Below are 13,477 nucleotides of genomic sequence, written 5' to 3'. Positions count from 1 at the left end.
ATTTTATCTACTATAAACAAATCTCTGAGGGATGTGAAGACCACGAACGAAAAGGTAGGTCTAGATCAAAAGCAGATTAAGCAAACCATTAACAAGCAAATCTTAACAGTTTGCTTCCTTCCTGTAATTTTCGCTTTTCTCCATTTGGCCTTTGCTTATCATACGCTTAGTTTGGTTCTAGAGGTTATTGAAGTAGTCGATGATACCATGAGGTTGACGATAACTTTCTCTATATGTTCAATTGATAGATTTCGCCAGAGAAAGAATGTAAAATTTTTGATATAATATTAAGGATGGACTGACGGATACTTAAAGGATAATTTTCAAAAGAATAACAGGTGAGAAGAAAAATATGTAAGATTGGACAGAAGTCTCTCTACCATCATCCATGCAGAAACAAGATTATATGAAATAAAAGGAGTAACCAATGACCGGAAACTATTCAACACGTGAATTCCGTGAGAAATTATATGATGATCTTCATGTTCGATTAAGAGATACAGTGATTTTGATGTGTGCGATTTTTATTGCCTCTATCGGTCTAAATATGAATTCAACAGCTGTCATTATTGGAGCCATGCTGATTTCTCCTCTTATGACACCGATTGTTGGACTCGGATTTGGTTTAGCTATTTTTGATACACGTTTAATCAAACAATCTCTAAAAGTTTTATTCACTCAAGTATTTGTCAGTTTGCTTATCTCGACTCTGTATTTCTGGATTTCTCCCTTATCTTATGCAAGTAGCGAATTGATTGCACGAACCTCTCCGACCATTTGGGATGTTCTCATTGCTATTGCTGGTGGGATAGCAGGCGTCATTGGTTCAAGGAAAAAAGAAGCAAACAATATCGTGCCAGGAGTAGCCATTGCAACAGCTCTGATGCCACCTATCTGTACTGCAGGTTACGGTTTAGCTAATGGAAATGTACGATTTTTATTTGGAGCTCTCTATCTTTTCTTGATCAACTGTGTTTTTATCATGCTAATCAATATTGTTGGAACAAGAATTTTGATGAGAAAATCTCCCTTAAGTTCATTTAAAGAGCTAAATATTAAAATGAGAATTGGGTTGATATCCTTGATTGTATTATTGATTCTTCCAGCCAGCTATTCAGCAATCACTCTGACGATAGATCAAGCGCGAAAAGAAGGAATCAAACAGTTTGTAGGAAAAGAGTTTGCCAATCACACAGTTATCAATCAAGTCTACAAGTCAAGGGATAATGAATTGGTCTTGACAATTGTTGGTGACCCGATTTCAGAAGAAGAATTAGAAAACATTCGCCAAAAACAAGCCTCTTACGGTATTCAATCTGTTCAATTGAAAGTCAATCAAGTCCATAATTCGACAAAATTAGATAGTGATTCGACCAAGGAATTTTATGAAACTATTAACAAGTATATCGATCAAAAACTCTCTGAAAAGGATTCACAAAAAGATCTCGTAAAAGAAAATGAAGCAGACAAGGACTGAGGATATTGACCTTATCTAACTCATGAAAGCAAATCTTTGGAGGGTGTCCTATATCCAAAAATTGGTGGATAGAAAGGATTGTTGATGAGGATATCATTTGTGGTGCTTTGACCAATCACTACTAGCTCAGATTAAATAAAATATAAAAAGCAACAGCTGAAATAGTTGTTGCTTTTTCTGGCTCTGAAAAATGTTTCTCAGACTGTGATTGTTTTATTTCTCAACGCGTGATTTGTTGGCGATATCAGCTAGGATAGCTTGAACAAAGTCATCTACTGAGACAGTTTGTGTCTCTTTTTGGCCGTAGCGACGAACGTTGACTGTTCCGTCTTCCATTTCCTTGTCCCCAACGATCAATTGGTAAGGAATCTTGCTTGTTTGTGAAGCACGGATCTTGAACTGCATTTTTTCATTGCGCTCATCGACATCTGCACGGACACCGCGGTCACGGAGTTTCTTAGCCACTTCCCAAGCGTAGTCCACGTGTTTTTCGTTAGATACTGGGATAAGGGTTACTTGGTGTGGTGCAAGCCATGTTGGGAAGGCACCCTTGTAGTTCTCAATCAAGATAGCTGTGAAGCGTTCCATAGTTGAGATAACTCCACGGTGGATCATAACTGGACGGTGCTCTTCGCCATCAGCTCCGATGTATTTAAGGTCGAAGCGTTCTGGAAGCAAGAAGTCAAGTTGGATAGTAGAAAGAGTTTCTTCTTTTCCAAGAGCGGTCTTAACTTGAATATCCAATTTTGGTCCATAGAAGGCTGCTTCACCTTCGGCTTCAAAGTAGTCCACGCCCATTTCATCAAGAGCTGCACGAAGCATGGTTTGAGCATTTTCCCACATCTCATCGTTATCAAAGTACTTATGAGTATCTTGAGGGTCACGAAGAGAGAGGCGGAAGCGGTATTCAGTCAAGTTGAAGTCTTCATAAACATCGATAATCAACTGAAGGGCACGTTGGAATTCTTCTTGGATTTGTTCTGGAGTCACAAAGAGGTGACCGTCGTTGAGAGACATTTCACGTACACGTTGAAGACCAGTGAGGGCACCAGATTTTTCATAACGGTGCATCATACCGATTTCGGCGATACGGATTGGCAACTCACGGTATGAGTGAACATGGTGTTTAAAGACTTGGATGTGGTGTGGGCAGTTCATTGGACGAAGGACAAATTCTTCCCCGTCACCCATGTCCATAGTTGGGAACATGTCTTCTTGGTAATGATCCCAGTGACCAGAAGTCTTGTAGAGTTCAACAGAAGCAAGTGGTGGAGTGTAGACGTGTTGGTATCCTGAAGCCAACTCCTTGTCAACGATATAGCGTTCCAACTCACGACGAATAGTCGCACCATTTGGCAACCAGAATGGCAAACCTTGACCAACCTCTTGAGAAATCATAAAGAGGTCAAGTTCTTTACCAAGCTTACGGTGGTCACGTTCTTTGGCTTCTTCACGCATTTGAAGATAGTTCTTCAAGTCTTTCTTGTCAAACCAAGCTGTACCGTAAATACGTTGCATCATAGCGTTGTCGCTATTTCCACGCCAGTAAGCACCTGCTACATGGAGAAGGTGGAAGATTTGGATGCGGCCTGTTGATGGGACGTGAGGGCCACGGCAGAGGTCTACATATTCACCCTGACGATAGATAGTCAAACCACCTTCGTCTTCTGAGTGTTCTTCAATCAATTCCAACTTGTAAGGGTCGTTCTTGAAGATTTCACGTGCCTCGTCTTTAGTCACTTCCTCACGAATAGATGGGAAGTTTTCTTTAACGATTTTTTGCATTTCTTCTTCGATACGAGGAAGGTCTTCGTTAGAGATTTGACCAGCTGTGTTGTCAGTATCGTAGTAAAAACCATCTTCGATGGCTGGACCAACTCCCAAGTGAATGTCTGGGAAAAGACGACGAGCTGCTTGGGCGAACAAGTGAGCAGCTGAGTGACGCAAGATTGGAAGGGCATCTTCGTGATCAGGTGTCACAATTTCGATGCTTCCGTCTTCAGTAATAGCACGAGTAGTATCGATAAGTTTGCCGTTGAATTTACCAGCCAAGGCTTTTTTAGCTAGAGAATTGCTGATTGATTGAGCAATTTCAAAAGTTGTTACGCCAGATTCGAATTCACGAACAGCGCCATCTGGGAAAGTAATTTTTACCATAATAATCTCCTTATATCATTTTATTTACTGATTGTCTCTGCCCTATTTCTGGAAACAGGTACAGAAGTGAATGAAAATAGAAAAACAAAAAGCGACATCCTAAAAAGGACGTCGCAACGTGGTTCCACCTTCATTTATGTTCCTCAAAAAGAGGGACACCTCTGATTGGCTCTAACGTAGCCACCGTTTTATGTTTTCATAAAAAACTCAAGAGTAGTATCAGTTTAGGCTTCCTATGCGTTTCCAGCAACCACGCACTCTCTTGTAGAAAGGAACTAAGTGACTTGTCTCTATGCATTATTATAGCATGATTGTGAGAATTTTCAAGGTTTTTGTAAATTTTTTTGAATTTTCCTTTTATTTTTTTAGATGCTTGATAAAAGTTCCAATGCTCATACCTAGTAGGGCAAAGATTTCATAGGCTAGGAAGTAGAAAAGGATAAATTCTCCGAAAGTAAAGATGGTAAAGCAAAAGAGTAATCCAACTCCGACTAACCACATAATAGAGAATTTAAAACGATAAGAGTAGAATAGAGATACTACAGAAGTGACTAGTGGAGAATAGATAAGAATGTTGTTGACGTAAAGTCCCTTTAAGATATCGGGATTAGCAATGGTCCGTGAGATTAGCTCATAAAGTGGCCAATAAAAGAAAAATATGACCAGATAGTAGGGGAGATATTTAGAGAATTTACGCATGGTCAATCACCTCTCGTTTTAAGTAATTTCCGTAGACATCCATCCTATAGTTATTATAGCATATATAAGAGAAGGATAGTAAATTAGTTGACAAAGAAGTCTCTTCTTGGTAGAATAGGAAATGTCGTAAAGACAAATAACTTCTTCTTGGTTACAGGCATGCCAACCTGTCACTCGGATGAAGCCAAATAAAAAGGAGAAACATCATGGCAATCTCAAAAGAGAAAAAAAATGAAATCATCGCACAATATGCACGTCACGAAGGTGATACAGGTTCAGTAGAGGTTCAAGTTGCTGTCCTTACTTGGGAAATCAACCACCTTAACGAACACATCAAACAACACAAAAAAGACCACGCTACTTACCGTGGATTGATGAAGAAAATCGGTCGCCGTCGTAACTTGCTTGCATACTTGCGTAAAAACGACGTTAACCGTTACCGTGAGTTGATCAACTCTCTAGGACTTCGTCGTTAATTCAAGATACAAAAGCCGTCAAAAGCACAAAGCCAAAATAGGAAAATTGACGAAGAAACTTCAGTTTGTAGGAGATTTTATCTTTTTTGCCAAGTGCTTAGGCCGTGTTCAATTGAGCATATCTTGATAATGAAGCTACTCTAAATTGGGTAGCTTTTTTACTTTTATCGCCTTGCCTCGATATACTCAAGTATTATCTTTACTTACGGTTCCTAGTACTGTAAGGTAAAATAAACCAGATATTCTCCCTTCGGGGAGATATTTTTGTTTCACTAAAATTTTTGTACAACCTTCGCCTCGTCTATAAATGTTTTATCAAGCAAGAATCATGATGCTAAGGGCGTCAAAAATCCGTATGAAAATAGGGAAAGGACACAGTGTTCGATGAACACAAGGAGTTTCATCTTTTTCACTAGGATTTTAGCCTGTGCTTAAATCAGCTCTCTGACTTCAGAGGGCTTTTTTATTGAGGTTTTATCGGTCACAATTTTGGAGACTACAAAAACTCAGACAGGCGCTTGTTAAATTAATTGAATGTTTTATCGGTCACAATTTTGGAGACTACAAAAACACTACTCGCAATTGCAAGAGCCTTGGTAGAGGTTTTATCGGTCACAATTTTGGAGACTACAAAAACGGAAATTGACTTCAGGCAAAGGCCCGTCACGTTTTATCGGTCACAATTTTGGAGACTACAAAAACCTCAAATGGTATCAGCTAATTACACCATAAGGGTGCGTAGCTACTCGGCTTGAAAAGCCGAGTAGCTGTCTGCAAGCCCCTTCGGAGAGCCCACACTTTACGAAGTAAAGTATAGTATGTTATACTTTACATGGAAGTAGTCACCGAATTCCAGTTAGAAATTACTTTGTAACTACGTTTTGAGGAGGAGTAAAATGCTTTCCTATGTTCGACATTACCCACTAGCGATAGCTAAATTAATGTGTCTGTGCTCTCCTAAAATCTGCTGATTTATTACTGACCAATACAGGAGGTTTTTTATGGGATAGACAATCATATCTGCTATTGGTGTTTATATTTCCACCAGTATCGATTATTTAATTATTTTATTTATTTTATTTGCACAGCTATCACAGAATAAACAAAAATGGCATATTTATGCGGGGCAATATCTAGGCACAGGCTTACTTGTAGGGGCGAGTTTAGTTGCTGCTTATGTCGTTAATTTCGTGCCTGAAGAATGGATGGTTGGATTGCTTGGTTTAATCCCTATCTATTTAGGGATTCGCTTTGCAATTGTTGGAGAAGGTGAGGAAGAAGAGGAAGAAGAGGAAGAAATTATTGAAAGATTAGAACAAAGCAAGGCAAATCAACTGTTTTGGACAGTTACATTGCTGACAATTGCGTCTGGCGGAGATAATTTAGGTATCTATATACCTTATTTTGCTTCGTTAGATTGGTCACAGACCCTCGTGGCGTTGCTTGTGTTTGTAATCGGCATAATTATCTTATGCGAGATTAGTCGGGTGTTATCCTCTATTCCGTTAATATTCGAGACAATTGAAAAATACGAGCGAATCATTGTGCCCTTAGTATTCATTCTACTTGGACTATACATCATGTATGAAAATGGCACGATAGAGACTTTTCTGACCGTGTAGATTTTTTTGTTTCACTAGGATTTTAGCCCGAGCTCAAATCAGCTCTCTGACTTCAGAGGGCTTTTTATGTTATCACCTTACCTTGGTATGCTCAAGCATTATCTTTGCTTATGCTTCCTGGCACTGTATGGAAAAATCAACCATAATTTTTTTGATTTTAATTGTATTTTTTCCATAGCTTGTTACACAGTTGAAAATATGGTATACTTTTCATGAGAATTTTCTAAAATTTTAATATTTTGTCAAAGGAGGTTTGCATGCTTTCCAAATTTTCTGGAAGCCGACAAGACCAGCAATTTGTGTTACTTTTAGTTATTTTGCTAGGTATTTTAGGGATTTCTCTCTTTCTAGCAGTTTCAATGGGATCCGTTGCGATTGATCTAGGAGATACCTATCGGATTATTTTGAATAGATTGGGGATTCCTCTTGAGATAGGAGAGGTTTCCAAGTCTACTCTTGCCATTGTATGGAACATGAGATTCCCCCGAGTATTGTTAGGTCTAATAGTAGGGGCTGGTCTTTCTATGTGTGGTAGCGTGATGCAGTCTACAGTGAACAATCCGATCGCAGAGCCTTATGTCTTAGGAATATCTGCGGGTGCAACTTTAGGGGCAACCTTGAGCATCATTCTTAGTTTAAAAGTGATGATTAGCCTTGGAGCTTTTCTTGGAGCTATTTTGGCAACAATTGCTGTCCTCATCATTGCCTCTATGCAGGGAAGGATGACGACTTCCAGTCTGATCTTATCAGGAACGGTGGTCAACGCTCTCTTTCTGGCTTTTTCAAACTTTATTATATCAGTTGGCGCTAATGCGGACAGTGTGATGACCATTAAGTTTTGGACCATGGGCTCGCTTGCCGGGACTACCTGGTCTGACTTAGTCCTGCCAACTATAGTAGTAGGATTGGCCTTTCTATTTTTCGCTACTCAGTATCGTGTTTTCAATGCGATGATGATGGGAGATGAGGCTGCTTTAACTTTGGGGATTCCTTTACGCTTCTATTGGTATCTTTATGTGACCATGGTGGCTGTGCTAACAGCAGTATTAGTGGCAACCTGTGGGATTATTGGATTTGTTGGTCTCATTACTCCACATTTAGCTCGAGGGTTAGTAGGAACGAATTACAAGAGACTTTTTCCTGTTGCAACCTTGCTAGGTGCCCTCTTTGTCATTTGGGCAGACGTACTCTCTCGTATCATCATTCCAAACGCAGAGCTTCCTATTGGTATTTTCACAGCCTTAGTAGGTGCTCCCTTCTTTGTCTACATTGTTGGAGGTAGGCGAAGGGAGGTGAGAGTCTGATATGGACTTGATTTGTCAGGATATCCATTTTGGACTAGGTGAGAAAAAAATCCTCAAAGGAGTCTCTCTTAAGGTTGAAGGGAATCAATTTCATACGATATTAGGACCAAATGGAAGCGGGAAAACCAGTCTACTTAAACTCCTCTATCGTCAGGAAAAGGCGGACAAAGGCTTGATAAGCCTAGATGGAAAGCCTCTGGAACAATGGACGCTCAAAGAAACAGCCAAGCAAATGGCAGTTGTGACCCAGTTTAACCAGCTGCAGTTTGATTGTACAGTTGAGGAAATCGTCTTGCTGGGAAGAACTCCCCACCTCTCTTTTTTACAGAAGGAAAGGGAAAGGGATTATGCGCTCGTTCAAGATGCCCTCGTCAAGGTGGATATGCTTGAGAAGAAAACACGTCTCTATTCGTCTCTGTCAGGGGGAGAGAAACAGCGAGTCTTACTAGCCCGCGCCTTGGCGCAAGAACCGACTCTCTTGCTCCTTGACGAACCAACCAATCACTTGGATATCAAGTATCAGCTAGACTTGTTAGCCATTGTAAAGGAGCTCAAGGTCAATGTTCTAGCTGTCCTGCATGATATTCAACTTGCTTGTCGCTATTCGGATTATCTCTATCTGATGAAAGAGGGAGAAATCCTTTACCAAGGGACTCCAAAGGAGACTATCACCCCTGAGTCATTGCAAACGGTATACGGAGTTCAAAGTCAGGTGACTTGGACCGAGGATCAGCAAGCCATGATTCACTATTTATAAGAATGAAAAGGAAAACAAGATGAAAAAAACACTAAGCATTTTACTCGTAACAGTAGCTACCCTAACCATGGCAGCTTGTGGCAATACTACTACAGAAAAAGCTACCACACAGTCTAGCACAGAAACAAGTAAAAAGGCGAGCACAGAGACGACTTATCCACTAACGGTCAAAACCTATGACGCGAAAGGAAATGAAGTCGAACAAGTTTTTGAAAAGGCACCTGAAAAAGTGATCACCAACAATCTATCAACTACTGAAATCTTATTGGAGTTAGGGTTGAAGGATAAAATTGTTGGCATGCTCAATCCAGACAATGCTGTGACGGACAAATATAAGGACGCGATTGCGACGATTCCTCAAATTGGAGATAAAAAAACAGTCTCACAAGAAACAGTCCTTTCTTATGAGCCAGACGCTGTGATGGGTCGAAACATGATGTTTTCTGAAAAATCCTTGGGGACAGTTAGCACTTGGAATGAAAATAAAATCCCAGTTTATACACAAAAAGCTTCTCTCTCAACGATTCAGCAAGATTTGGGGAATATCGTAGAAGATGTCAAAAATCTGGGAATGATTTTTAATGTTCAGGACAAGGCTAATGAATACGCAACCCAATTACAAACTAAAATTGACGCTGTTAAGAAAGCAAACCCAGCAAGCCAAGGTGAAAAGAAAAAGGCTTTGATTATGGTTGCTTATAATGATCAAACCTTCGGTGCCTACAAGTCTGCTTTGCAAGAAAGTTTGCTAAACCAACTTGGTTATACCAACGTTGCTACGGGGACATCAGGCTTGACCTTGGAAAACCTCGTGTCAATGGATCCTGAATTGATTATCTATGTAACCAGCGATCGCAATAAAAAATTGGATGCCACAGCTGTAGAGTTGATGAAGGCAAATGCTGTTTTGGAAGGCGTTCCTGCTATTAAGAATCAAAAAATCATGACCATCTCTTACGATGAGTTGATGGATTATGGTCCAGCAGTGATTGATTCCCTTGAGAAAATCAATGACTTTATCAATAAATAATGAGTTTGATTGGGAAGGAATTCAAGTCAAAGTCATCCTTCCTTCTAACTACGACCCCAATCAAATCTATCCGGCTATTTTATTGAATGATGGAAACTTGGACTTCCTATCGTCCCTTTCCGAATCTGTGATTTTAGTGGGCTTGACCTCTAAAAATCGCCTAGATGACTACACTCCTTGGAAGGTAGCTGCTCTGAGAGATGGAGCTCCAGATTTTGGAGGTCAGGCCAACGCCTATCATGATCATTTATTTGGAGGTCTTTTAGACAAGTTGCAGTCACTTTATCGCCTGGACGAAACTCGCCTTGCTTATGGAGGCTACTCACTAGGTGGTTTGGCGGCAGTCTACAGTCTTTTCCGTTTTGATAAGGTCTCCTGTCTCTTCTCTATCTGCGGTTCCTTTTGGTATCCTGATTTTGTGGCTTACTGCAAGGCAGAGACAGTGAAAAATATAGACTGTTTGCTGTATTTACAGAACGGTCAAACAGAAGGAGCCCATCATACTAATCGCTTGGCTCAAGCACCAGTCTATGCTGAGCAGATCCATATTAGTCTTCAGAAACGCTATCCGACTGGTCAGTTTGTCTTTGATTCGTATGGGCATCATGAACAAGTGGCTGAACGATTCCTAGCCTTTTCCAACTGGTTAGCCCAAAAATGGAAAATTGAATAAAAGAAATATCCCTTGGCTTTTGCCAAGGGATTGTTGTATTTATTTAACCAAGTTTTTCTCTTTTCTTATCTGGATTCCAGATGAAGCTTGCGATAAAGCTAAAGATGATAGTTAGGATAGCGAGGATAATGGCAAGGATGAGGGCGGGTATGCGGATAAACCACCAGAGTGGGTTTGGTTTTTTATCATTGTGCCATTGTTTCGTCTCTTGGTCTAAACGTTGAAATTCTGTTTGGATACGATTGGCGACTGTTTCAATGCCTTCATCATTCATTTTCTTGATATCTGAGATATCTATTGGATTTCCAAAGTTCATATCGACACGCTCACGGCTAACCAAGCCTTTTAAGGTCATAGGACCTGTATAGGTAACAGGCATGATACGGACCTTGGCCATTTTGGAAATCAGGGCTACGCCACCTTTGACATCGTTTGAGTGACGGCTCCCACTTGGAAATATGATGAGAGAGCGATCACTTTTTTTAAGAACATTGATAGGATATTTGATGGCAGAAGCACTAGGATTTTCACGGTCGATAGGAAAAGCACCACACATACGAATCCACCATCCAAAGATACGGTTGGTAAAGAGTTCTTTTTTGGCCATAAAGATAAACTGTTTTGGCTTGGTTGCAAAGGCCATGTAAACAGGATCCCACCAGGTACGGTGAGGCGCAACCAAAATATAATTTTCATCTTGATTAGGAATTTTATCAGTATTATGATAGTGGGCATTGCCATTGATGGACCATAGGAGCAATACAACCAATCCACGTAAATAAGTATAAAACATGCGTTCTCCTTCGATTATTTTCTTGTTATTATTATACCTTATCAAAGGAGGGCTGGCAAACTTTTCCCTTGACTAGGTGCATATTTGGGATGAGATTAGAATTCTTTTAGAAAAAATGATATGATAGAATTTATGGATAAAAATAAGATTATGGGATTAACCCAAAGAGAAGTCAAGGAAAGACATGCTAAGGGCTTGGCCAATGATTTTACCGCATCAGCCAGTACTAGCACTTGGCAAATCGTTAAACGAAATGTCTTTACTCTTTTTAATGCTTTGAACTTTGCGATTGCTTTGGCGCTAGCCTTTGTGCAGGCTTGGAGCAATCTGGTCTTCTTTGCTGTTATCTGCTTTAACGCTTTTTCTGGGATAGTGACTGAGCTGAGGGCCAAACACATGGTGGATAAGCTCAATCTCATGACCAAGGAAAAGGTCAAGACTATTCGCGATGGTCAGGAAGTTGCTCTTAATCCTGAAAAATTGGTGCTAGGAGATGTCATTCGTCTGTCTGCTGGAGAGCAGATTCCTAGTGATGCACGGGTTTTGGAAGGCTTTGCGGAAGTCAATGAAGCCATGTTGACTGGTGAGAGTGATTTGGTGCAAAAGGAAGTTGATGCCTTGCTTTTGTCAGGAAGTTTCTTAGCCAGTGGGTCAGTTTTGGCTCAAGTCCACCACGTTGGGGCAGACAACTATGCTGCCAAACTCATGCTTGAGGCTAAGACTGTGAAACCAATCAACTCTCGTATCATGAAATCGCTGGACAAGCTAGCAGGTTTTACTGGGAAGATTATCATTCCCTTTGGTCTGGCTCTCTTGCTAGAAGCCTTAATTTTAAAGGGCTTGCCTCTTAAGTCATCCGTTGTAAATTCGTCGACAGCCCTTTTGGGGATGTTGCCAAAGGGAATCGCCCTTTTGACCATTACTTCGCTCTTGACTGCAGTGATTAAGCTGGGCTTGAAAAAGGTTTTAGTGCAGGAAATGTACTCTGTTGAGACCTTGGCGCGCGTTGATATGCTTTGTCTGGATAAGACGGGTACCATCACCCAAGGAAAGATGCAGGTGGAAGCTATCCTTCCGCTGATGGAAGATTATGATGAAGAGGCTATTGCCAGCATTCTGACTAGCTATATGTCTCATAGTGAGGATAAAAATCCAACAGCCCAAGCTATTCGCCAGCGTTTTGTGGGAGAAGTTACTTATCCTATGATTTCTAATCTCCCTTTCTCAAGCGATCGCAAGTGGGGAGCCATGGAGTTAGAAGGCTTGGGAACAGTCTTCTTAGGGGCACCTGAGATGTTGCTAGACTCTGAGGTCCCAGAAGCCAGAGAGGCCTTGGAGAGAGGGTCACGTGTCTTGGTCTTGGCTCTCAGTCAGGAAAAGCTAGACCATCACAAGCCACAAAAGCCATCTGATATTCAGGCTTTGGCTTTGCTTGAGATTCTAGATCCGATTCGAGAAGGTGCTGCTGAGACGCTAGACTATCTTCGTTCTCAGGAAGTGGGATTGAAAATTATCTCTGGTGATAATCCAGTCACTGTTTCAAGTATTGCCCAAAAAGCAGGTTTTGCGGACTATGACAGTTATGTAGATTGCTCCAAAATCACGGATGAGGAATTGGTTGCTATGGCTGAGGAGACAGCTATTTTCGGACGTGTTTCCCCTCATCAAAAGAAACTCATCATCCAAACACTGAAAAAAGCGGGGCATACAACAGCTATGACAGGGGATGGAGTTAATGATATCCTGGCCCTTCGTGAGGCGGATTGTTCTATCGTAATGGCTGAGGGAGATCCTGCGACTCGTCAGATTGCCAATCTGGTTCTCTTAAACTCAGACTTTAATGATGTTCCTGAGATTCTCTTTGAAGGTCGTCGTGTGGTCAATAACATTGCCCACATTGCACCGATTTTCTTGATAAAGACGATTTATTCCTTCTTGCTCGCAGTCATCTGTATTGCCAGTGCTCTTCTGGGACGGTCTGAATGGATCTTGATTTTCCCCTTCATTCCAATCCAGATTACCATGATCGACCAGTTCGTGGAAGGTTTCCCACCATTCGTTCTGACTTTTGAGCGAAATATCAAACCTGTTGAGCCAAATTTCCTCAGAAGATCCATGCTTCGTGCCCTACCAAGTGCTCTCATGGTTGTGTTCAGCGTTCTTTTTGTGAAAATATTTGGAAGTAGCCAAGGTTGGTCTGAGTTAGAAATCTCAACCCTACTCTATTATCTCTTGGGGTCAATTGGTTTCTTATCCGTATTTAGAGCCTGCATGCCATTTACCCTATGGCGTGTCCTCTTGATTGTTTGGTCAGTAGGAGGCTTCCTAGCCACAGCTCTCTTCCCAAGAATTCAAAAACTGCTTGAAATTTCAACCTTAACAGGACAAACATTACCTGTTTATGGTGTCATGATGTTGGTCTTTACCGTGATTTTCATCCTGACTAGTCGCTACCAAGCCAGAAAATAAAGAAAGGCTGCAATCTGTGG

Annotated in this window: 11 protein-coding genes, 1 pseudogene and 1 other annotated feature; of the genes and pseudogenes, 9 read left to right on the top strand and 3 right to left on the bottom strand. The window is 40.9% G+C overall.

Annotated elements, in window-relative coordinates:
* Window positions 1-5: 5 nt before the first annotated feature.
* A pseudogene (locus tag HMPREF1117_RS12030) lies at window positions 6-243 on the top strand (hypothetical protein); the annotation flags it as partial.
* A 184-nt stretch (window positions 244-427) separates the two neighbouring features.
* Window positions 428-1,477 carry a DUF389 domain-containing protein gene (locus HMPREF1117_RS09970; protein WP_000147499.1) on the top strand — a complete coding sequence of 350 codons (1,050 nt, stop codon included), beginning with the start codon at window positions 428-430 and terminating at the stop codon, window positions 1,475-1,477.
* 213 nt (window positions 1,478-1,690) lie between these two features.
* Here HMPREF1117_RS09970 and thrS read toward each other — a convergent pair whose 3' ends face one another.
* Complete coding sequence (gene thrS / locus HMPREF1117_RS09965) at window positions 1,691-3,634, bottom strand: threonine--tRNA ligase (RefSeq protein WP_000239115.1); 1,944 nt, start codon at window positions 3,632-3,634, stop codon at window positions 1,691-1,693.
* A 101-nt stretch (window positions 3,635-3,735) separates the two neighbouring features.
* Window positions 3,736-3,936: a binding site (T-box leader), on the bottom strand.
* Between the two features lie 55 nt (window positions 3,937-3,991).
* On the bottom strand, window positions 3,992-4,333 hold the full coding sequence (locus HMPREF1117_RS09960) for a hypothetical protein (RefSeq protein ID WP_001225011.1): 342 nt from the start codon (window positions 4,331-4,333) through the stop codon (window positions 3,992-3,994).
* 206 nt (window positions 4,334-4,539) lie between these two features.
* Between HMPREF1117_RS09960 and rpsO the strand changes: the two genes are divergently transcribed.
* The 6 genes from rpsO (at window position 4,540) to HMPREF1117_RS09930 (ending at window position 10,195) form a co-directional block, all read left to right on the top strand.
* A complete protein-coding gene (gene rpsO / locus HMPREF1117_RS09955) occupies window positions 4,540-4,809 on the top strand; it encodes a 30S ribosomal protein S15 (RefSeq protein WP_001018251.1) in 270 nt (89 codons plus the stop codon).
* Between the two features lie 1,013 nt (window positions 4,810-5,822).
* On the top strand, window positions 5,823-6,431 hold the full coding sequence (locus HMPREF1117_RS09950; RefSeq protein WP_231160769.1) for a CadD family cadmium resistance transporter: 609 nt from the start codon (window positions 5,823-5,825) through the stop codon (window positions 6,429-6,431).
* A gap of 257 nt (window positions 6,432-6,688) precedes the next feature.
* Window positions 6,689-7,735 (top strand): FecCD family ABC transporter permease, encoded by a 1,047-nt coding sequence (locus tag HMPREF1117_RS09945; protein ID WP_000949309.1) that lies wholly within the window; start codon window positions 6,689-6,691, stop codon window positions 7,733-7,735.
* A 1-nt stretch (window position 7,736) separates the two neighbouring features.
* Window positions 7,737-8,492: an ABC transporter ATP-binding protein gene (locus HMPREF1117_RS09940; protein ID WP_000364114.1), complete on the top strand. Its 756-nt coding sequence runs from the start codon at window positions 7,737-7,739 to the stop codon at window positions 8,490-8,492.
* 19 nt (window positions 8,493-8,511) lie between these two features.
* Window positions 8,512-9,522 carry an ABC transporter substrate-binding protein gene (locus HMPREF1117_RS09935; RefSeq protein ID WP_000753250.1) on the top strand — a complete coding sequence of 337 codons (1,011 nt, stop codon included), beginning with the start codon at window positions 8,512-8,514 and terminating at the stop codon, window positions 9,520-9,522.
* The gene (locus HMPREF1117_RS09930; RefSeq protein WP_000175772.1) at window positions 9,503-10,195 is read left to right on the top strand and encodes an alpha/beta hydrolase-fold protein; all 693 of its coding nucleotides are present in this window, start codon (window positions 9,503-9,505) and stop codon (window positions 10,193-10,195) included. Before HMPREF1117_RS09935 ends, HMPREF1117_RS09930 begins: the two co-directional genes overlap by 20 nt.
* A gap of 43 nt (window positions 10,196-10,238) precedes the next feature.
* Here HMPREF1117_RS09930 and HMPREF1117_RS09925 read toward each other — a convergent pair whose 3' ends face one another.
* Window positions 10,239-10,988 carry a lysophospholipid acyltransferase family protein gene (locus HMPREF1117_RS09925; protein ID WP_000500189.1) on the bottom strand — a complete coding sequence of 250 codons (750 nt, stop codon included), beginning with the start codon at window positions 10,986-10,988 and terminating at the stop codon, window positions 10,239-10,241.
* A gap of 132 nt (window positions 10,989-11,120) precedes the next feature.
* On the opposite strand from HMPREF1117_RS09925, the gene HMPREF1117_RS09920 reads away from it, so the two are divergent.
* Window positions 11,121-13,457, top strand: coding sequence for a cation-translocating P-type ATPase (locus HMPREF1117_RS09920; protein WP_025171611.1), 2,337 nt, complete (start codon window positions 11,121-11,123; stop codon window positions 13,455-13,457).
* Window positions 13,458-13,477 lie beyond the last annotated feature (20 nt).

Origin of the sequence: Streptococcus sp. SK643 (assembly GCF_000259505.1) — a bacterium.
Taxonomy (GTDB): Bacteria; Bacillota; Bacilli; order Lactobacillales; family Streptococcaceae; genus Streptococcus.
The sequence above is the reverse complement of the archived record's forward strand: the minus strand, read 5'-3'. Positions and strand labels throughout refer to the sequence as shown.

Bases quoted from the DNA above. Each gene is read 5' to 3' on its own strand.
- HMPREF1117_RS09920 (WP_025171611.1), top strand. From the start codon at position 11,121: ATGGATAAAAATAAGATTATGGGATTAACCCAAAGAGAAGTCAAGGAA.
- thrS (WP_000239115.1), bottom strand. From the start codon at position 3,634: ATGGTAAAAATTACTTTCCCAGATGGCGCTGTTCGTGAATTCGAATCT.
- HMPREF1117_RS09935 (WP_000753250.1), top strand. From the start codon at position 8,512: ATGAAAAAAACACTAAGCATTTTACTCGTAACAGTAGCTACCCTAACC.
- rpsO (WP_001018251.1), top strand. From the start codon at position 4,540: ATGGCAATCTCAAAAGAGAAAAAAAATGAAATCATCGCACAATATGCA.
- HMPREF1117_RS09960 (WP_001225011.1), bottom strand. From the start codon at position 4,333: ATGCGTAAATTCTCTAAATATCTCCCCTACTATCTGGTCATATTTTTC.
- HMPREF1117_RS09925 (WP_000500189.1), bottom strand. From the start codon at position 10,988: ATGTTTTATACTTATTTACGTGGATTGGTTGTATTGCTCCTATGGTCC.
- HMPREF1117_RS09945 (WP_000949309.1), top strand. From the start codon at position 6,689: ATGCTTTCCAAATTTTCTGGAAGCCGACAAGACCAGCAATTTGTGTTA.
- HMPREF1117_RS09970 (WP_000147499.1), top strand. From the start codon at position 428: ATGACCGGAAACTATTCAACACGTGAATTCCGTGAGAAATTATATGAT.
- HMPREF1117_RS09940 (WP_000364114.1), top strand. From the start codon at position 7,737: ATGGACTTGATTTGTCAGGATATCCATTTTGGACTAGGTGAGAAAAAA.
- HMPREF1117_RS09930 (WP_000175772.1), top strand. From the start codon at position 9,503: ATGACTTTATCAATAAATAATGAGTTTGATTGGGAAGGAATTCAAGTC.